The sequence below is a fragment of the Crocinitomix catalasitica ATCC 23190 genome (genome assembly GCF_000621625.1).
Lineage (GTDB): Bacteria > Bacteroidota > Bacteroidia > Flavobacteriales_D > Crocinitomicaceae > Crocinitomix > Crocinitomix catalasitica.
The window spans coordinates 290,958-311,303 of the sequence record NZ_KK211318.1; the positions used below are offsets into that span (position 1 = coordinate 290,958).

A 20,346-nucleotide genomic window follows, 5' to 3' on the forward strand; every position below is an offset into this window, starting at 1 on the left:
TTGATTCAGATTATACGTGACGATAGTTTTATTTGGAAACTTTCCGTTGGTGTAGTTTTCGTCTTGTTTTGATTAATTTATATCTTAAATCATCATAGAATAAACTTGCAATTAGAATGGCAGCGCCAATAATTAAGGTATTTAATTTCAAATTGAGTTTCGAATATAAAAATCCACCGATAAGGCCACCAGCAAAGAAGAATGAAATAATATATAGTCTTAACTTGATATTTGCTTTTATCTTTTCCTGATGAGGATATGATTTTTTAAAAAATAATTGGGAAATATCAATCCCTAAATCTGTAAATAATCCTGTTAAATGAGTTGTTCGAACAACAGCATTAGAAATTTTTGTAACGAATGAGTTTTGTAATCCCATCGCAAAAAGAAGTAAACATATAATGATGTCTGGAAAATTGAATGCTGTAAAATTGCTCACCACACCAATCGATGTTAATACCAAACAGACCATAATAGTTGGTAAAACAAAAATATTGAGTTGTTTATTCTCCCGGTATTTTTCAATGAGAAAACTAGACAAGAAAGATCCAAAAAGAAATGAAAAAATATAAAGGAAATAAATTGTGCCCCGCCAAAATTTTAAGTCAGCAAAATCGTTTATGAATAGCGCGAAATGACCGGTTACATTAGTGGTCAATTGTTTAAAAGCCAAAAATCCAGTCACATTTACAATACCCGCTACAAATGAAAGTACAATAGCGATGCGTAAATTGTGTTTTAATGTTCTGCTTTTACCTTGATGTCTAAACATAGGCTAAAACTTAAATTCAGTATTTCAAATTGTTCAGAATATGTCGATAAACTGATAATTTGGCTTTTTAAAAGCAGTGTGCCTTCATGTATGCACAGGCAAATTTACAATTATGTGAATAGGAATCATTTCTTAAGTCGAATTAAAATATAGAATTAGGCCACGTGATGATAGTGCGCGATCAAAACTTTATTCGTTTTTTCAACATAACGGTGAATTTCAAAATTGATCTCTCTGCGGTTTAACTTTTCTTTTAATAAGGTTAAATCTGTTTTCGGATGACATAAGGTATTAAAGATAACGTCACCGTCATCGTCTAATAAATCTAAAACACTTTTCCAGAATTCGACTTTAAGAAACTTATTAGGAACCTTATTGTCAATGAATAAATCGACAATAATGAGGTCATACTTTTCTTTGTCGTTATTCACAAAATCCATAGCATCCGCACAAATAATATCGGTATTATTATTAGATTTAATATTGAATTCTTTATCAGCAATGTCAATTATAACCTGATCAATTTCAACAGCTGTTATTTTTCCATTAAAATGATTGTCCTTTCGCAATGTTTCAACAACTGATCCTCCACCCAAGCCAAGTATCAATACATTTTTAGTTTCCTTTAAATCCAATTGGTCGATTGAATATTTTAAAACTCGTTGTAACGAACCATAAGAATAATTGGTGTTTAAAGTATCCAATACTTTTCGGCCATTCATCACTGTTAATTCTAACTTCCCACTGAATTGCGACTGTACTTTTTTAGTTAAAGGGTAAACATAACTAATGATTTTTTTTAGCATTTTTAAGCGCTTTTAGATACTATTAAGACATCAAATATACATTTTTTTGGAAAAGAAAAACGTCATCGGTTTAGCTTTAAAGTGAGAGTTTTCTCAATCTTAAGGCACTCACAATAACGGATACCGAACTAAAACTCATCGCCAATGCTGCAATCATAGGGGAGAGGAGAATTCCAAATAGCGGGAACAAAACACCCGCTGCAATAGGAACACCTAAGGTATTGTAGAATAGTGCGAAAAATAGGTTCTGTTTGATGTTTTTCATCACTTCATTACTTAATTTTTTAGCTTTTACTATGCCGTGTAAATCCCCCTTCACCAATGTAATTGTAGCACTTTCAATGGCAACATCAGTTCCTGTTCCCATCGCAATTCCAACATCACTTTTGGCTAATGCAGGCGCATCATTAATACCATCTCCAGCCATCGCAACTACTTTACCATTGGCTTGTAGTTTTTCAACTTCTTTAAGTTTGTCCGCCGGTAACATATTCGCTTTAAAATCTGCTAGGTTCAATGCTGCAGCTACAGCTTGTGCTGTGTCATGGTTGTCGCCTGTTAACATGATGACTGCAATTCCAATCGTTTGTAATTCTTTAATCGCTTTAGCACTGGTCGCTTTTATTTTGTCGCTAAGTACCACATAACCCACAACAGCTGTTCCAACTGATAAATAAGAAACTGTTTTGCCTTGTTTTTGAAATACTAGGGCTTCATTCTTTATCTGATCGGTAATGGTAGCATTTGCCTCTGCCATCATTTTAGGATTCCCTAAAGCGACTTTTTCTCCATTAATTATTGCTTCAACTCCTTTGCCATTGACAGCAATAAAATCTGAAACTTTTAGTTCTTTTACAGCCGAATTTATATTTTGTTCTTTACCATATTTCACAGTTGCAGCCGCTAAAGGATGTTCGCTATTGTTATTTAAAGCAACGATATAAGCAAGTACTTTACTTTCCCTAAAATGAGTAATAAATGAGCCGATTTTTTCTACAGTTGGTTTACCTTCAGTTATTGTTCCCGTTTTATCAACTATCAGCGTGTCGACTTTGTCCATTTTCTCAAGTGCTTCCGCATTTTTAATTAGAATACCATTCTGAGCACCTTTTCCAACGCCTACCATAACAGACATTGGTGTTGCCAACCCTAAAGCACATGGGCAAGCGATAATCAATACTGCAATTGCATTGACAAAAGCAAAAACATATACTGGATCGGGACCCCATATTGCCCAAACAGCAAATGTGATGGCCGAAATAATGACAACAACAGGAACAAAGTAACCCGATATTTTATCTGCTAAATTCTGAATTGGAGCACGACTGCGACTGGCATCATTCACCATTTGAATGATTTGAGATAATAAGGTGTCACTGCCAACTTTTTTAGCTTGAAATAAAAAGGCCTGATTCCCATTGATCGTTCCACTACTCACTGAATCTCCAACTGATTTACTCACTGGAATTGGTTCTCCCGTAATCATTGATTCATCAATACTGGTGTCGCCTTCAGTTATTTCTCCGTCTACTGGAATTTTTTCTCCTGGTTTGACTTTTAGAATATCATTCAATTCAATCTTATCAATACTGACTTCAATTTCTTCTCCATCTACTATTTTAACAGCTTTATTTGGAGCTAATTTCAATAGTTCTTTAACTGCCGAATTGGTTTTGCTATGTGCGCGTGCTTCTAACAGTTGCCCTAATAAAACGAGTGTTAGAATTACTGTTGCCGCTTCAAAATAAACATGAACTGCACCGGAGGCTGTTTTAAATTGGGCTGGAAAAAAATCAGGAAAGAACATCCCGAAAACACTGAATAACCAAGCCACTCCCGATCCTATACCAATAAGGGTAAACATATTGAGATTCCATGTTTTAATACTCTTATAAGCACGGACGAAAAACATCCAAGTTGCGTAAAATACAACAGGAATAGAGAGCCCAAATTGAATCCAATTCCAATATTTTTGTTCCATTATATCATACAATGGATTATTGGGTATCATTTCACTCATTGCAATCAAGAAAATGGGCAAAGTGAAAAGTACCGCCAATTTGAATTTGCTTAAGAGTTTATTATAAGTTTTTTCTTCAGCAGAAATATCCGGTTGTAAGGGGACTAAGTCCATTCCGCAAATTGGGCAAGCACCAGCTGCGTCCTTCACAACTTCTGGGTGCATAGGACAGGTCCATTGTTCAGCAGTTGTACTTAATAGATTTTGTTCTTCAACCAAATCCATTCCGCAAACAGGACAATCACCCATTTTGTCATAGGTTTTTTCTCCCTCACAATGCATCGGACAATAAAAACTACCTGTTCCTTTACCTTTTGGTATTTCTTTTTTTTGAAGTTCAGCAGGCTGATGATCAGCAGAAGTATGGATGCTGTATCTTCCTCCATCATTTTTTAGGGCTGCTTGCAATTTTTCTATTGGAATATGTGATTCCATTTCAATTGTCGCTGCTGCTTTTTCTAAATCGATGGTAACTGTTGAAACGCCTTCAACCGTTAAAAGTGTATTTTTTACATGATTTGCACAACCGTTACAGGTCATTCCATGTATATGATATATATGTGTCATTTTAGCTTATTAAATAAGACTAAAGTTAACGGTTTTCTTTCGCAATATCGCGCTTTATTCAAACTAACAACAGCTAAATTATTGATGAAAGTGAGGAAGTGTTTGGTTGAATTAAATCTAAGTCTGAAAACTTAATTCTCAAGAATTTCTTCTAATGGAATTTTATGTTTTTGATAATCTTTTGGTAGATTGATAAAAGGAGTAAGTGAGAAACTAAATGTGCTGTCGGCTTCAAAATAAATGTACTGGTCTTTAATCGTCCCCTTAGGTGCAACGATATTATCATCCGTCTTATTATTGATGGAGAATTTTTTAAGTTCATCATTGTACCAGATCCCTAATACTTCCAGATCTTTCTCGTCTTTGTATTTTAATTTTATGGTTGCTTGAATAGAATGATCTGATTCCTGAAAATACAGGTCTTTATTCGGAAAATTGTCTAATAGTTCAACCCAGGTCGTACCTTTTTCTTTCCAATAATACAATTTATCCCAACGCTCTTGAATCAATATTTTTTCTTCTTTTGTTTGAACAAAACCGAATAAATTTTCTTGGATGATCTCAACGGTTTGCTGAGAAGGATTAATTATAACAGTTGTTTTATCTGCCACAATTAATCCAGCTTGAACATTAAAAAAAGAGCCCAGCATTACAAATAGTATTCTAATAACAACCATTGCGTACGTTTTTGTATTAAATTAACTAAAGTGAAGTGTTTAAACACCTGTTTTTCGACAAAATAGCCTAAGCAGCTCTTCGCCAATATTGTGTTCTACCAAAAAGTGAAAATCCGAGATAGCCTCTTACCTTCAATTTATTTTTATTTACAAGCTCCAAATAACAACTATAAACGTCACCAGACTCTGGATCAAGGACTGTTCCGTCGTTGTATTCAGCTCCATCTTTGACCAGTCCTTCAATCACAACTAGTCCAATAATTGGTTGGTTTTTTTTATCTCCTTCACAAGCTTCACATACAGCACCTTTTTCTCCTTGATAGGTTTTAATTATTTTGGCGTAATATTTCTGATTCTTTTGGTAGATCTCAACCAGCCCCTTTTTCTCATTGGTTTCATCGTCATAAGTGACCCATTTTCCAATTATACTTTGAGCATTTGCAGTAAGACTTAAAATGAATATGGCGAATAATAATAATTGTTTCATTTTTTGTGTTTTAGTTTTGTTTCCAGTCAGTTTTCAAATAATGCATCGCAGCAATTAGCGCTAGTTTTGACGAAGTTGGATTAAAATCAAGATCAATTCTTGATTTCGAAATGTCATAATCTTGTTTTAATCCATAAAACATATCAACATATTGTCTTTGTAATAGCGGTTCTTTTCCTGTGATTTTACTAACGAATTCCATTAGTCCTGCTGCAATATAGAGTACAAATTTAGGGACTTTACTTGGTGTTTTCAATTTTAACGCTGGAAATTCTGCTGCGGCGATTTTAACACTTTCTTGCATTGAGGTATGTTCTGGATTGGCAAGAATATATCGTTCTGCATCTTTCCCTTTTAGCATGGCATTGTATGCACCCAAAGCAACATCTTTTACATCTATCCAATTGAGTGTAATATTGGTATCCACTGGAATTTCTCCGTCAATTATTTGCTTTACTAACTTGTTTGAATAACTTAATTTAAACGCCTCACTGCCGATCATTGCTGAAGGTAAAACGATTACTGTTCTAATGCCATATTTCTCACCTAATTTTAATGCGAGTTTGTCTGAATCGTTCTTCGAGTTATAGTACCAATTCCTTCTGTCTTGATTATATCCATTCTCAACTCGGGCAGGTAGTTTCGTAAAGTCTAATGAGGCAACTGAACTGACAAAAACAATGTTTTTGATTCCGCATTCACAGGCAATATCAAATACATTTTGAGTTCCTTGTACATTATTGTCATAAATTTCTTCTTTTGGGTTTTTTGCCCACATATTGAAATTCGCTCCAACAGCGTATAAATGTGTTACGTTTTTAAAAGCTTTTCTGAGTGACGCTAATGATGTAATATCTGCGTGTACTACTTCACAATCGAGGCCTTCAAAAGGTGCTTGATTTTTAATGTTTCTGACAGATGCTCTTACTTTATGATTTTTAGAAAGTAATAACCTAACTAAATTATTCCCGAGGTGGCCATTCGCTCCAGTCACCAATGATATTTCTTCTTGCATACTTGAATTTTGTTTGGGCAAATTTCAAGTTTTTCTATCCGACGAAAAATAACATTTGTTAGAAAATGATTTCTTTCCGAATGCGACTGAGTGATTGTGGTTCCATTCCCAAATAAGAAGCAATATTCTCTATTGAAACATTCAAAGCCAAATTGGGTGTTTCATTGGTGAATTTTAAATATCGTTCTTTAGCTGTTAGTGTCTGAAAATCACGAACTCTTTCCATTTTACAATTTAAATGTTCGTTTAATATTCCTTCAATTACGGCATTCCATTTACCTGAGTAATTCCTTAAAGCATCTAAATCGGACTTGGTGATTTTTAATAATTCACAATCTGTAATCGTTTCAAAATAATCCTGAGCAGGAATTTCATTCATAAAACTCTCTATAGAAGCAAAGAAGTTCTGTTCGTCTACCAAATGTTCGACAATTATTTTTCCATTGATAATTTGATATCCCTTAACGATCCCGCTGCTTAAAAAATAAATATACTTTGCGGTTTTTCCTGCCTCCAAAAAACTGGTTTTCGCTTTAATTAACTCTGGTTTAAAAAAGCGTTCAATGATGTCCGTTTCTGCCTGGGTTAAACTGATGCGTGACGCGATATATTGCTTGAGATTTTCCATTTATAATACTACAAAAATGTTTTCCAATTGGTTTTGCTCCATTCTTTTTGCTCTTCTTTTGTGAGGAATGTCCAAGCTAGAATTCTGCTTGTTTTATTACCTGTACCCAATGGAATGGTTTTAATTTGTTTGGGTGCAACTTTTTCTAATAATTTATAAAGCCCTTTAAGGTTAGATTCTTTTGATACTAATGTAGAAAACCAATAGCAGTTTTTAGCATATTGTTTACTCTCACTGATCATATTGTGAATGAATTTATATTCTCCTCCTTCACAAACAAGTTCATTGTTATTTCCACCGAAATTCAATGCTGGTGTTTTAACATTTTTACCTGATAAATTCTTTACTTTTCGCCTTGTTCCTTTTTGCGCCTCCTCCAGTGAACTATGAAAGGGAGGATTGCAAATTACCAATTCGAATTTATCTGCTTTAGCAATCAAACCTTGAAAAATAGCTTTCGGATTTTTTTGAAGTCGACAGTTTACTTTGCCTTTTAATGAAGGGTTTTTATTGACAATTTGTTGTGCTGATGAAATTGATTTTGGATCAATATCTGTTCCTGTAAAATTCCAGTCATATGCTGAAATACCAATGATTGGATAGATACTACTTGCACCAATGCCAATATCCAGGCAAGTGATTTTATCGCCAATAGGAATTCGCTTCGCATTGTTTTCTCCTAGTAAATCGGCTACATGATGGATATAGTCTGCTCTACCCGGAATAGGAGGACATAAATTCTCATCAGGGAATTCCCAATATTTAATGCCGTAATAATGATTTAAAATGGCTGTATTTAATAATTTGACTGCTCGAGGATCTGAAAAATCAATTGATTCTGCTCCATATTTGTTCGGCTTGATGAATTTTTTCAATTCAGGGTTCGATTTAGTTAATGCCCCCAAATTATATTGTTCTCGGTTTTTATTTCGAGGATGAAGTCTTGTTTTTTCCTTCGGTGAATCGCTTTGTTTTTTTACTGGTTTATCAAAAGTTTTTTTTTGTTGCGATGCTGAAGGATTGACTTGTTTTTTTAAAGACATGAAGGTTCGAATTTATTATGGATTAGCAATATTGTTGCAATTTAATACCTTAATTGTGATTATCGTTTATAATCTTGAAAGGAGTCGTGCTTTTATTTCTAAAAAGAGCTTATTCTGTTATTTCGTTGAAGGCATAATTCATTATTTTATCGGTGCTAATTTTTTGAAGTTGATTGATGTAGCTATCAAAGCTGACTTTAATCAGCTTATTTAGTCTTGCTCCTGATTACCTTTAATTCAAAATAAGGAAATGAAAAAAAAAATAATTGTAGGTATTATTTCAGTACTAGTTTTGTTCTTCCTTTTCTTGGTCTGGTTCAAAGCGACTTATTCAATGGAAATCATTGAAACGTTTGAGCAAGGGAATATTGAGAACAATACAAAAGTTTTGATTGTCAGTCAAGGGAGTGAATATAAAGGCAAGGTGGTTTCTGGTTTGCTAGCAGATGAATTATTTGAAGCCGTATATTTTAAAGTTATTGATGTAACGACTGTGGAAGGGATTAATCCGGATGAATGGGATGCTTTTGTGCTATTGCATACTTGGGAAATATTTGAACCTCAAGAGCAAGCCGAAAAGTTCATTGCTGAAAATTATGACGCGAATAAGATGTTTGTTGTTTCTACATCTGCTTCAGGTGGAAATGCTATTGAAGGGGTAGATGGAATTACTGGAGCATCCGAACTAAATAAGGTTGATGAGGATGTCACAACAATAAAATTATGGCTAAACGAAGTGCTAACGTTGAAAAATAAATAATATGTGGTGGTTTGAGAATGATAAAACAGATTTTGTGAATGTTAAAGTATTGGATAACTTCTACCAGACATCTTCCTTTTACCCAATGCCAGTTGTGCTGTGTACGACAAAATCTGAGAATGGATTGACAAATATTGGTTCCTATTCCTTATGTTTTCCATTCGGAATTTCTAAAAACCATTATATGATGTTAATCAGCAGAAGTACTTCTAATACTGCAGAAAACATCAGAGAACGGAAAAAAATAGCGCTAAATTTTATTCCTTATGATAAAACGTATTTAAAAAATGCGGTAGAATTAGGTTATCCAGGCGAATCAACCGAAGATAAATTAGCAGAAAGCATCTTTACTTTAATTCCTTCAACAAGAGAAAAGGAAGGGGAGTTAGATGAATTAGAATATCCTGAAATAATCAAAGAATCTGTACAAATTTTTGAATGTACACTTGAGGAATCTGATGTTTTTAAATATGATGGACCTGAGATCGAATCGCACTTTTTATTGCGAATTGATAAAATAATAATGCAAGAAAGATATGCGGATTACCTGAAAAAAGGAGAAGGTTTTCCAACGTTGCCAGTTGATTTTGGTTTCAGAGACAGCAAACAATTTTGGTTCAGTAAACATTCTCATCCTTATTCAGAACCCATTCCTAAAGCTAAAGGCGTAGATACAGATGCTGTAAAATACCAAGTCGAGCGGATGGAAACCAATATAAAATGGCATCCTGATTCTTATAAACAGTTGGCGAAAGTGCCACGTGTTTTTTTAAAAATGATTCTTACCAAAATTAACGAGGCTGCAATAGAGGAAGGTGTAGATATTGTCACGCCAGAATTCTTGGCAAAAGTGCAGGAGAAGAGAAGGTAATCCAAAAATGTGCTGGAAGGCCATGTCTATTAATACTTGACGATCTTTTCTGTAAATATTTCGTTCGATGTTTCTGCTTCAATGATATAATTTCCTGCCGGATAGGAGGAGAGGTCGACTTGCATGATCTTTGTGCCTTTGGTATTCTCTTTTACTAAAATCAAAGTGCCTTTGGTATCGAAAATATGGATTTTATTGAGTTGTTCACAACCTATATTTATGATGCTGTTGGTAGGATTGGGATAAACTACAATTTTTGGAATTTGATCCGAAGCAATTTTTTGAACGGATAAAACAGTGCCATCTGTCCGCATACTTTGGAACCAAATATTTAATCTTCCATCTCTTGTATCTCCCCAGGTTGCATTAATGGTGTCATTTTGAATTTTGATGCACATAAAGTCATTTCCAGCACTTGCTAGAATCGTGTCATATACCACAGAGGTATTCGTGATTTGAAAATTAGGAGAAAATGCTAAAGCGTCTTTATCTCTAAAAGCAGCCCATATTTCTGAAGATGTTTCATAAGTCCCACTTCTACCATTACGTCTATCTCTCCAACTAACGATTAAATCACCATCCTCATCAAAATCAGCCCATAATAAGTCTTGCATTTTATCATTCCCTAAAGGGTCGTCATTTATCCTTACTGCAGCTGTCCAGTTTTCTCCTTCATCATAGCTCTCTGTTAAGTATATATCTAAGTCACCACTAGTGGCACTAAGGTAAAGGAAAGCAAGGTGCATGGGGTCTGAAGGATCAGAGCGTAAAAGACTCGCCTTTTTAGCGGAAGGATAATCTGAAAGATTTGTAGGATCCGTATGTGTAATAATTTTCTGATGACTGAAATCTGCTCCAGCAGTGGTTGATTTAGCTAAAAATACTTGCGCATAAGGACTTTGCGTAATGACATATGAAGGGTAAGAACCATAAAAATCACCATTGCTATTTAATGTAGGCGAACAAAGTGGTAAAGGGTTGATACTACCGGCATACCAATCTTCAGTGTCAAGATAGGTTGTTGTAAAAGTACTGCCTCCATCATTAGAGACCGATAAATAAGGACGAAAAGGAGGATTGTCCCTGTTCAAATTCATAGAAGATATATATATCGTTCCATCATATATTCCGCCTGATTTATCTATTTCAATCCAAGGACGATCTATTGGCCATTTAGAACCGTCATAACTCGTGGTTATTACTTCGGATGGCAATCCCCAACTCAAACCTCCATCAGTCGATTTACTCACATAAACTCCTCCAGTAACCGGTGGTTCTGTTCCTGTAAAGTCAATAAAACAAACAAAAACATCTCCAGCTGCATTAAAACTAATGGAAGGATCGGCTGAAGTATAACCTTCTTCAACATGCACAACAGTAGAGGCTTCACTCCACGTTAAACCACCATCAAAGCTGGCTTTTAACTTAATTTTAAATTGATCCGTAAAATCAATCCAACTCATCCAACCCACAATTAAATGCTGTGTATTGTTCGGATTAATCGATAAATAAGGTTCCCCATCAAATACGAACCCGCGCGATAAGTTTTGATTTTGACTATAAGTGAAAACGCATGTGCAAAAGCACGCGAAAAATAGAAAAACTTTCATGGGGAGCTCGATTGAAATTGAATAGACATAAGTTGGATTATGAATATAAAAATAATAATTATCTTGGATAAGATGCTCATATTGGGATTAATATTAGAGGTGTGAAAGGCTTCACGTAATAAAATTTAAACGAACACTTAGTCCGTCAAAACATATTTCACTAATTTCACGACATGACCTCAAAAACACCTCCAGAAATCGTTATAAAAGGAGCCAGAACTAATAATCTGAAGAATATTTCATTACGTATTCCGCACAATAAAATGATTGTGGTTACAGGGATCTCAGGTTCTGGTAAATCGAGTCTAGTTTTTGAAATTATCGCTAAAGAGGGGCAACGGAGATATTTTGAAACACTTCCTTCTTTTGCACGACAGTTTATGGGGAAGTTAAACCGACCGGATGTTGATGAAATTGAAGGACTTTCTCCCGTTATTGCTATCGGTCAACAAACTTCCGGAGCACATGCGCGATCTACCGTTGGAACGATGACCGATATCTATGATTTTTTGCGATTATTATTTGCAAGAACAGGAACAACGACGAATGATATTGCACTATCACGTGCATTATTTTCATTCAATTCTGAAGTCGGGAAATGTAAACAATGTAATGGGATAGGTAAGGCCGAACAAATAGATATTAATAGACTTGTTCATGCACCTGAAAAATCGATTCGTGACGGTGCATTGGCGCCAACTTTACCGAATGGATATATCATGTACTCGCAAGTAACAATTGATGTGTTAAATGAAGTTTGTGAAGCTGAAGGTTTTAACGTAGACATTCCATGGAATGATTTAACTGCCGAACAACAAGCGATAGTTTTATATGGCAGTGAGAAAATAAAAGTTCCCTTTGGCAAACATAGTCTCGAATCGAGATTGAAGTGGACAGGGATAAAAGCTAAACCCCGTGAGGAAGGTTTTTATAAAGGAATGATTCCGATCATGTCTGACATTCTTCTCAGGGATAGAAATCCAAACATTCTAAAATATGTGCATGCGATTACATGTAAGTCATGCGAAGGAACTAGGTTGAATACAGACGCTTTAAGTGTCATTGTTCATGGTCAATCAATCGCCGCGGTTACAACCATGGAGTTAAATGAATTAAGAACATGGATTCAGTCGAATGAATGGAGTACAGTTGCACAAGAAATTGTAAATAAAATATTAGCGCAAGTCGAATTGTTGGAGGATTTAGGATTGGGGCATTTGACTTTAAATAGAGGAGCAAAATCACTACGCGCAAGTGAAATTCAAAGAATTCGTGTAGCCAATCAAATCTTAGTTCCTTTAAGTGATGTCTTGTATGTTTTTGACGAACCTTCAATTGGTTTGCATCCAGAAGAAAATAAACGATTGATTTATCATTTTAAAGAATTGGTAAAAAAAGGGAATACAGTGATTGTTGTTGAACATGATCTTGATACCATAAATACAGCTGATCATATCATTGAAATTGGTCCAAAAGCAGGAGTAAATGGTGGGGAACTTATTTTTAATGGTTCGCTGCTTGCGTTTTCAAAAGCTGAAGAATTAAGAGAGATCAGTCCAACCTATCGGGCATTACATCAAAAAGAGGTTAAATCGAAAGAAATCGAGCATTACCCAAATAAAGCGATTCGTTTGAATGGATGCCACGAAAGAAATCTAAAAAATATTGATGTAGACTTCCAGCTTGGAAAACTTAATATCGTAAGTGGCAAATCCGGTGTTGGCAAATCGAGTCTGGTTAAAGGAACCTTATTGAAAGTTATAGAAAACCATTTGGGAATAAGTAATGAGATGCCAGCAAAGCTAAGTAGCGCAGAAAATATTGATGCAATCAATAAACTCATTTTTATTGATCATTCGCCTATTGGAAAAACACCACGAAGCAATCCTGCGACTTATTTAGGTATTTCAGACTATATCCGTGACTTGTTTGCCGGTCTACCTGATTCAAAATCAAAAGGATTTACCAAGTCTCGCTTTTCATTCAATAATAAAGGAGGACGATGCGAAAACTGTCAAGGTGCAGGTAAAACGCAAATTGGAATGCACTTTTTGGGGAATATAGATTTGGTATGCGGAACCTGTAATGGAGATCGTTTTAATAAAGACACCCTTAAGGTAAAATACAATGGCCTGTCCATTGCAGCATGCTATAAATTATCAGTGAATGAAGCGGTTACTTTTTTTGCAGATCAGAAGAAAATTTTAGCAGGACTTAAAATATTACAAGAAATTGGACTTGGATATTTAACACTCGGCCAATCCTCAACAACATTATCTGGAGGGGAAGCTCAACGAATTAAAATTGCGAATCAATTACAGAAAAAGGATACAGGTGATACCTTGTACGTAGTTATTGAGCCGAGTATAGGTCTCCACCACGATGATATCTCCTCTTTACTTCAACTGTTTGATAGGATTAAACAAAAAGGGAATACCATTGTTTGTATCGAACAAGACGAGGTGATTCTAGGTTGTAGTGATTGGCATATCGAATTGGGTCCAGAAAGTGGTAAAAATGGAGGAACGATTCTTTATCAAGGGATACCATTAGAAAATCAAACAAGTAAAACCATTAAAAAAGTAGAGAAAGATGCCAATTCGCATATCCACAATGAAATTATATTGAATGGTGTTACCACACATGGATTGAAGAATATTGATGTTCGAATTCCTAAAAATCAATTGACTGTAGTCACAGGAATCTCAGGCAGTGGAAAATCTTCATTGGTGTATGATACCTTATTTGCCGAAACAAATGCAAGATTTACAGAATCCTTGTCGACTTATAATAGAAGCTTTTTACAAGAAAATAGCGAAGCCAAAATCGCATCATTTTCTGGATTAGGACCAGCAATAGGGATCAATAGAAAAGGAGGAGCAACATCAAAACGTTCAACAGTGGGAACATTGTCGGGGACTTTCGAAGCTTTTAGATTATTGTATTCGAGAATAGCACAACACGAAGGAGAGGTATTTACAGCCCAACATTTTTCGTTTAATCACCATTTGGGGGCTTGTCCTGTTTGTGAAGGTCTCGGTTTTCAGCTTAAATGCGATCCTGAAGAACTAATCGTCTCACCAGAGAAGTCAGTCTTTGAAGGTGCTATTTCTAAGAATAAAATAATTGGTTATTATGCAGATATGAATGGACAATTCATGGCAACATTAAAAGAGGTGGCAAAACAGAAAGGCTGGAATATTGAACGCCCATGGAAGGACTTAGATCCAGAAATGCAGCAAGTTATCTTGTATGGTACTGGTGAAAATATTTACGATGTTACTTGGGAATATACAACAAAAACTAGAATAGGAACCCAGGCGTTGAAAGTGAAATGGCTCGGCTTTTGTAATTATATCGATGACGAATACCAAAGAACATTACACAATAAAAACACCAAAGCAATAGCTGAATTATTACACGAAGTAGCCTGTCCGACTTGCCATGGAAGTCGACTAAAACCAGCATTATTAAAAATAAAGTTCTTGGGTAAGCATATTCACGAATTGTCTCAATTAGATATTAGCACTTGTTTAGAATTGCTTGAAGATGTAAATAATAATGGAGATGAGGTTATCGCTGCCTTGAGTAAAGTTGTTTTACCAGGTATAATAAAATCGTTAAAGACAATGCGTGATCTCGGTTTAGGTTATTTAAATTTAGATAGAGCGGTGCGAACATTATCAGGCGGAGAAAGACAAAGAGTTACATTGGCTGGTCAATTGTCAACACATCTTTTCGGCGTCACTTATGTATTAGATGAACCAACAATCGGGCTAGATATAGGTCAAGTTAAGGTTTTATCAGCTGCATTAAAAGGTATTGTAGCCAATGGAAATACGGTAGTTGTTGTTGAACATGATCCTACTTTTATTCGAATGGCAGATTATTTAATAGAGATGGGACCAGGAGCTGGTAACGAAGGGGGAGAAGTTATTTACCAAGGGCAGGTTGAAGAGGTTGATAAAATGAAGACATCCGTCACCTATAAGCTGTTAAACGAGCAAGATGAAAAATTAGAAAAAACTCAAAATAAACAAGGGACAGCCTTCAATGTAATGGGCGCTGATGCGAATAATCTAAAAGATATTGATGTAGTTTTTTATACCCATCAAATTACTGCCATTACAGGTGTGTCGGGTAGCGGTAAGTCGACTTTAATGAAAGATGTTTTATACCGATCATGGCAAAAGAAACGTCCCGTTGGTTGTGTTTCAATCAATGGTTTGGATCAATTTGAAGCTGTTTTACTCATTGATCAAGAAGCGCTAGCCGAAACTAGATTAAGTTCGCCAGTAACCTACACGGGGATTATCGAACAATTAAAAACTTTATTTTCAAAAACAGTTCAAGCACAAGAGATAGGGTTGAAGAGAGCTGATTTTTCTTATCAAAGTAAAAACGGAAAGTGCGCTACCTGTAACGGTCATGGAAAAATTAAAACAAGTATGGACTTCATGAGTGATATTTGGTTGAAGTGTGATGCTTGCAAAGGAATGCGTTATAATGATACCATTTTGGCTTGTATGTTGAATGGACGATCGATTGGTGATGTTCTAGCAATGACTGTAAATGAAGGAATAACATTCTTTCAAACCGGTATTATTGTTGATAATTTAAAGGTACTGCAAGGTGTAGGAGTCGGTCATCTACTTTTAGGACAAGCGGGTAATACTTTGTCTGGTGGAGAAGCACAACGATTAAAATTAGCAACAGCGCTGCTTGCAAAAAGAAAAGGAGAAACGTTGTATCTTTTTGATGAACCAAGTACAGGTCTGCATTATTTTGATGTTTTAAAGCTCATTGATGTTTTTCAAGCTATAGTTGATCGCGGGGATACAGTCATATTTATTGAACACAATAGTACATTGGTTGATGCTGCAAATGCTGAGATAAGACTTGGACCTGGGAGTGGTGAAAAAGGTGGGGTATTATTATAAACCTGCGTGCATTTATTTCAATCGAACTCAAGTTATCATCTATTTCAAATAAAAAGAACCCACTCAAAGATTATCTGAGTAGGTTCTTCCTTTAAATTGTTTAATTATTTATGGTAAATGCATGATTTCATCATTCATATCATCTATAGAACCATAATGTAAATCTGCTGCTTCAATAACCATATCACATTCAATTGGAACTGATTGTACAATATTATACATGTTTGCGCCAGTTGCAGGATCCATTTGAATTACGATAATTGAAACAACCGTTCCTACAGGACCACTTGTACAATATAAATCTCCACCGTTGAATGCAGCGTCAGGTACATGTACCATCGTTAATTGACCATCAACAGAAATAAATACATCAGTAGTTGCTACATCAGAACCTCTTGGTACTCGAATACAGAATTCACAAAATTCTCCTTCAGGTGTCCAATCAAAATTAAACCAACCACCTGATACTATGTCAGCAACATATCCTTCATCCCAAGGATCCATATGTCCGTCACCACCATCTTCATCGCCTGGTGCAGCAACAACGCCATCTCTATCACCCGCATTTTTATCTGGAGCTAACTCCCAACCATCACCTCGGTCAATCCAAAATTTCATATTAGGATCTTCAGATTCTGCCGGTACAACTACTCGAATACCATCCACAAAATCTAATCCTTTGTCACTTCCAGGTAAAGTTACGTCAATGAAGAATTCTCCACCTGAAATTAACATTCTACCATCAGCTGTAATTGTGGTCACATCTGTTTTAAACATCTCCAATTTGGTGTAAACTTCCATCAGTTTTACTTCAACGTTTCCAGTGATCAACCTCCCGTTCACATCTCGGAAGTTATTGGCAGGTATGGAAATCGTAGTTCCTTGTTCTCCTGTCAATTCAATTGCTGAACTTGCATCTACAGTAAAAGTTTGAAGACTCTTTGCTCGATTGTCTTTGTAATAATCGTCCAGTTCATACGAGGTATTCGTACTTTTTTCACTGTCAAGCACGTTCTCTTTTTGACATGCCGCAAAGATTAACATAGCAGCAGCTGCCACTAATAAATAACTCTTTTTCATAATTAAAAATTTAATTGGATTAATAAAAAATTCTGAAGCAATGTTAATTTAAATAATTCCTGATTCCAAATTTATTTTTTAGAACAGATTAGTATTCAATAGTATACGTCATGATCATTTATTTTTTACGTTTTTATGCGTAGAATTAGGAAGGCTGATTTTTTGGAATATAAAAGGAAAAAAAGTATTCAATTTTTAGTGCGCCAAGCCCCTAAAAAATTGATTTTTTTAAATTTTGAATGTGCAACCTAAATCGAATTGTTTTTAGTGATTTGATTTACAAGTGATTTGAGATTTTCTAAGTAGAAATAACTATACTAGAGTAAAGGTTCAACTTTTCAGTCTTAAAGATCTGTTAATGAGTTTAAAAGATGGGTTTATTGAAGTTTTTAGGATCGAGAATTATTAGGTTGAAAATAAACAAAAAACCAAATTAGTGTTAAATAATTAACGCAATTGATTGGTTTTGTGGATAGACTTTGATGAGGTTTAAAAATAAACCAACAATTTTTAGTAAAATGAGGGATGAAATGATACAAATTAATGGACAATTAGTGGGGCGACTGATTTAATTTGTCAGATACAAATTGCTTCGGAGTCATTCCTTCATGTTTTTTAAATAGACGAATAAAATAATTAGCGCTTGAAAATCCAGATGCATAAGCTGTTTCTTTTATTGATAGATTTTCTTCGAGCAATAATTTTTTAGAAATTTTCAGTCTTTCATCGATAATCAATTGGTAGGGAGATATACCCAATTCATCTACAAATGCGCGATAGAATGATGATTTACTCATTGACGAAATCTTTAATAAATCATCAATATTGATTTCATTATTAATGTTTTGGCGAATGAAATTAATTATTGCAGCGAATGGTGTATTATTCGAGTTATACTGCGCATCCTCTTTTAAGATGTTTACATTTTGCATCTTTAAAACACACAAAACAAGTTCTTTCAATAATAACTTTACATGTAATTCTTTAAATGGATCTGAGGAAGCTGCGATTCGTGTTATCTTCTTATGAATATTGACTAATTCTTCATTGTTATAAAGCAATATAGAGCCATCCAACACTTTCCAGTTTTTAATAAAAGCACCATCATCAAGAATTTCATTAAACTCATCAATTTGATTATTTACAAAACTATTATCAAGTGTTAGGGCGGAACATTGAGTAGGATTCTCGAAGGAGGCCTTCGGGAAGTCAATATTTAACATAGCTGAGGAAGGTGCAATAATCGTATTCCCAGGTATATATTTTCGGGATACCAAATCTTGAAAACGCACCTGTTTTGTTCCTCTAAGCATTGATGTAATTGTAAAACCATCAAAACTAAGCGGGAAATCCATTACCTCTTTTCGCGTTTCATAAATATTTAATTCACACATATTGAGATTAAAGCCTCTCCGTTGTTCTACTAATTCATTTACGAGTAGATCAGGTATTAAAGGAAGAGCTGTTAATTTATGCATAATGGAAAATTAGTGAAATAATAATCTTGTTCCAAATTCAGAGTAAATAATGTGTGAATATTAACTAAAAATAGGAATAATAAACACATGAAAATTTGAAATAGAAGAATTAATATTTTAATACCACAAAAAAGGTGAATTACCAAACTATTAAGATTATTAAAAAATAAATACCGATCCTTTTCGTAGTGATAGCAAGAGATATAGGTGTTAACATTTTTTTGTTAACACAAATTGTTAATAAGCTCATAATATTGAAAGTCGTGTAAAAGAGGTTTGCGTTTACCTTTGTAACCTAGAATTATTTTAAAAAGAATATGTCCATTACAAAACTGATAAAAAGGAACTCTACTACCAAGCCATTTCAACTTGAAAAAGTTACGAATGCGGTATATAAATCGATGGAGGCAGCAAAACAAGGAGATCTTGAACTTGCAGCTTCTATTTCTGAAAATATATACGTTGTTCTACTTGAAAGAGCAAAAGGAATTGAGAACTACATTCCTACTGTGGAAGAGATTCAGGATTTAGTTGAACAAAAGCTAATGGAAGCGAACTTGTTCAATGTCGCGAAAGCATATATCCTATACAGAAACGAGCAAGCGAACAAACGTAAATCAAATATATTTGAGAAACGAATCAATTTAAAACCTTACGAATATCCTGAATTGTACGAATATGTGCCTGCAATCAGACATTCATATTGGATACATTCAGAGTTTAATTTCACGAGTGATATTCAAGATTTTAAGACCAATTTAACAAGTGTTGAGCAAAATGCCATCAAAAATACGATGCTTGCTATCTCTCAAATTGAGGTCTCAGTAAAAAGTTTTTGGGGAGATATTTATCACAGAATGCCAAAACCTGAAATAGGTTCGGTAGGTGCGACTTTCGCAGAAAGTGAAGTGCGTCATACGGATGCTTATTCTCATCTATTAGAGATTCTTGGTTTAAATGGAGAATTTAATAAGCTTAAAAAGAAACCTGTAATCATGCAACGTGTTCAGTATCTTGAACAGTCGTTGGTTAATGCTAAGAGTAGTGATAATAAAGCTTACACGGAGTCAATTCTACTCTTTTCGTTGTTTATAGAGCACGTGTCTTTATTTTCTCAATTCTTGATTATCATGGCCTTCAATAAACATAAAAATATGTTGAAGGGAATTTCTAATGTGGTTGAAGCAACTTCAAAAGAAGAACAAATTCACGGTGACTTTGGTATTGATATTATCAAAATCGTCAAAAATGAAAATCCAACTTGGTTTGATGCAGAATTTCAGCAGCAAATAAAAACCATGTGTTTAAAATCATTCGAAGCTGAAAGTGCTGTAGTTGATTGGATTTTTGAAGAAGGTGAACTTGAATTTTTACCAAAAGATGTGGTTAACGAATTCATCAAAGACCGTTTCAATAAATCATTAGTAAGTATTGGCATCGACAAAATATTTGAGACTGATGATAAATTATTGGCCAAAACAGAATGGTTTGATGACGAAATTATAGGAACAAAACACGGTGATTTTTTCGTCAAAAGATCAATTAATTATAGTAAAAGAACCCAAAGTATAACAAGCAAAGACCTCTTCTAA

The 20,346-nt window shown here is 34.7% G+C and carries 15 protein-coding genes and 1 pseudogene; 5 read left to right on the forward strand and 11 right to left on the reverse strand.

What is annotated here, in order from left to right:
- Positions 1-28: 28 nt before the first annotated feature.
- From T367_RS0119785 to rlmF, 8 genes are all read right to left on the reverse strand, one after another.
- The gene (locus T367_RS0119785; protein ID WP_027421379.1) at positions 29-772 is read right to left on the reverse strand and encodes a YoaK family protein; all 744 of its coding nucleotides are present in this window, start codon (positions 770-772) and stop codon (positions 29-31) included.
- Between the two features lie 155 nt (positions 773-927).
- Entirely contained in the window at positions 928-1,578 is a 651-nt protein-coding gene (locus T367_RS0119790) for a spermidine synthase (RefSeq protein WP_027421380.1), read from the reverse strand.
- A 76-nt stretch (positions 1,579-1,654) separates the two neighbouring features.
- Entirely contained in the window at positions 1,655-4,165 is a 2,511-nt protein-coding gene (locus tag T367_RS0119795; protein WP_027421381.1) for a heavy metal translocating P-type ATPase, read from the reverse strand.
- 131 nt (positions 4,166-4,296) lie between these two features.
- A complete protein-coding gene (locus T367_RS0119800; RefSeq protein ID WP_157454329.1) occupies positions 4,297-4,842 on the reverse strand; it encodes a hypothetical protein in 546 nt (181 codons plus the stop codon).
- 67 nt (positions 4,843-4,909) lie between these two features.
- Positions 4,910-5,329, reverse strand: coding sequence for a DUF2147 domain-containing protein (locus tag T367_RS0119805; RefSeq protein WP_027421383.1), 420 nt, complete (start codon positions 5,327-5,329; stop codon positions 4,910-4,912).
- A 10-nt stretch (positions 5,330-5,339) separates the two neighbouring features.
- On the reverse strand, positions 5,340-6,344 hold the full coding sequence (locus tag T367_RS23315; RefSeq protein ID WP_035846487.1) for an NAD-dependent epimerase/dehydratase family protein: 1,005 nt from the start codon (positions 6,342-6,344) through the stop codon (positions 5,340-5,342).
- Positions 6,345-6,402: 58 nt separating this feature from the next.
- Positions 6,403-6,972: a Crp/Fnr family transcriptional regulator gene (locus tag T367_RS0119815; protein ID WP_027421384.1), complete on the reverse strand. Its 570-nt coding sequence runs from the start codon at positions 6,970-6,972 to the stop codon at positions 6,403-6,405.
- Between the two features lie 8 nt (positions 6,973-6,980).
- Positions 6,981-8,015 carry a 23S rRNA (adenine(1618)-N(6))-methyltransferase RlmF gene (rlmF, locus tag T367_RS23320; RefSeq protein ID WP_051568696.1) on the reverse strand — a complete coding sequence of 345 codons (1,035 nt, stop codon included), beginning with the start codon at positions 8,013-8,015 and terminating at the stop codon, positions 6,981-6,983.
- A 250-nt stretch (positions 8,016-8,265) separates the two neighbouring features.
- Between rlmF and T367_RS0119830 the strand changes: the two genes are divergently transcribed.
- Complete coding sequence (locus tag T367_RS0119830; protein ID WP_027421386.1) at positions 8,266-8,775, forward strand: hypothetical protein; 510 nt, start codon at positions 8,266-8,268, stop codon at positions 8,773-8,775.
- Position 8,776: 1 nt separating this feature from the next.
- On the forward strand, positions 8,777-9,646 hold the full coding sequence (locus tag T367_RS0119835; RefSeq protein ID WP_027421387.1) for a hypothetical protein: 870 nt from the start codon (positions 8,777-8,779) through the stop codon (positions 9,644-9,646).
- Positions 9,647-9,675: 29 nt separating this feature from the next.
- On the opposite strand, the gene T367_RS23325 is transcribed toward T367_RS0119835, so the two are convergent.
- Entirely contained in the window at positions 9,676-11,109 is a 1,434-nt protein-coding gene (locus T367_RS23325; protein WP_245593081.1) for a T9SS type A sorting domain-containing protein, read from the reverse strand.
- 320 nt (positions 11,110-11,429) lie between these two features.
- On the opposite strand from T367_RS23325, the pseudogene T367_RS25650 reads away from it, so the two are divergent.
- Together T367_RS25650 and T367_RS0119845 are read left to right on the forward strand one after the other, a co-directional pair.
- A pseudogene (locus tag T367_RS25650) lies at positions 11,430-11,786 on the forward strand (excinuclease ABC subunit UvrA); the annotation flags it as partial.
- Positions 11,766-16,196 carry an ATP-binding cassette domain-containing protein gene (locus tag T367_RS0119845; protein ID WP_394331581.1) on the forward strand — a complete coding sequence of 1,477 codons (4,431 nt, stop codon included), beginning with the start codon at positions 11,766-11,768 and terminating at the stop codon, positions 16,194-16,196. The pseudogene T367_RS25650 and the gene T367_RS0119845, both read left to right, overlap by 21 nt.
- A 108-nt stretch (positions 16,197-16,304) precedes the next feature.
- On the opposite strand, the gene T367_RS0119850 is transcribed toward T367_RS0119845, so the two are convergent.
- Both T367_RS0119850 and T367_RS0119855 read right to left on the reverse strand, forming a co-directional pair.
- Positions 16,305-17,276, reverse strand: coding sequence for a hypothetical protein (locus tag T367_RS0119850; protein ID WP_027421389.1), 972 nt, complete (start codon positions 17,274-17,276; stop codon positions 16,305-16,307).
- Between the two features lie 551 nt (positions 17,277-17,827).
- A complete protein-coding gene (locus tag T367_RS0119855; RefSeq protein ID WP_051568698.1) occupies positions 17,828-18,754 on the reverse strand; it encodes a helix-turn-helix transcriptional regulator in 927 nt (308 codons plus the stop codon).
- 317 nt (positions 18,755-19,071) lie between these two features.
- Between T367_RS0119855 and T367_RS0119860 the strand changes: the two genes are divergently transcribed.
- On the forward strand, positions 19,072-20,346 hold the full coding sequence (locus tag T367_RS0119860) for a ribonucleotide-diphosphate reductase subunit beta (RefSeq protein ID WP_027421391.1): 1,275 nt from the start codon (positions 19,072-19,074) through the stop codon (positions 20,344-20,346).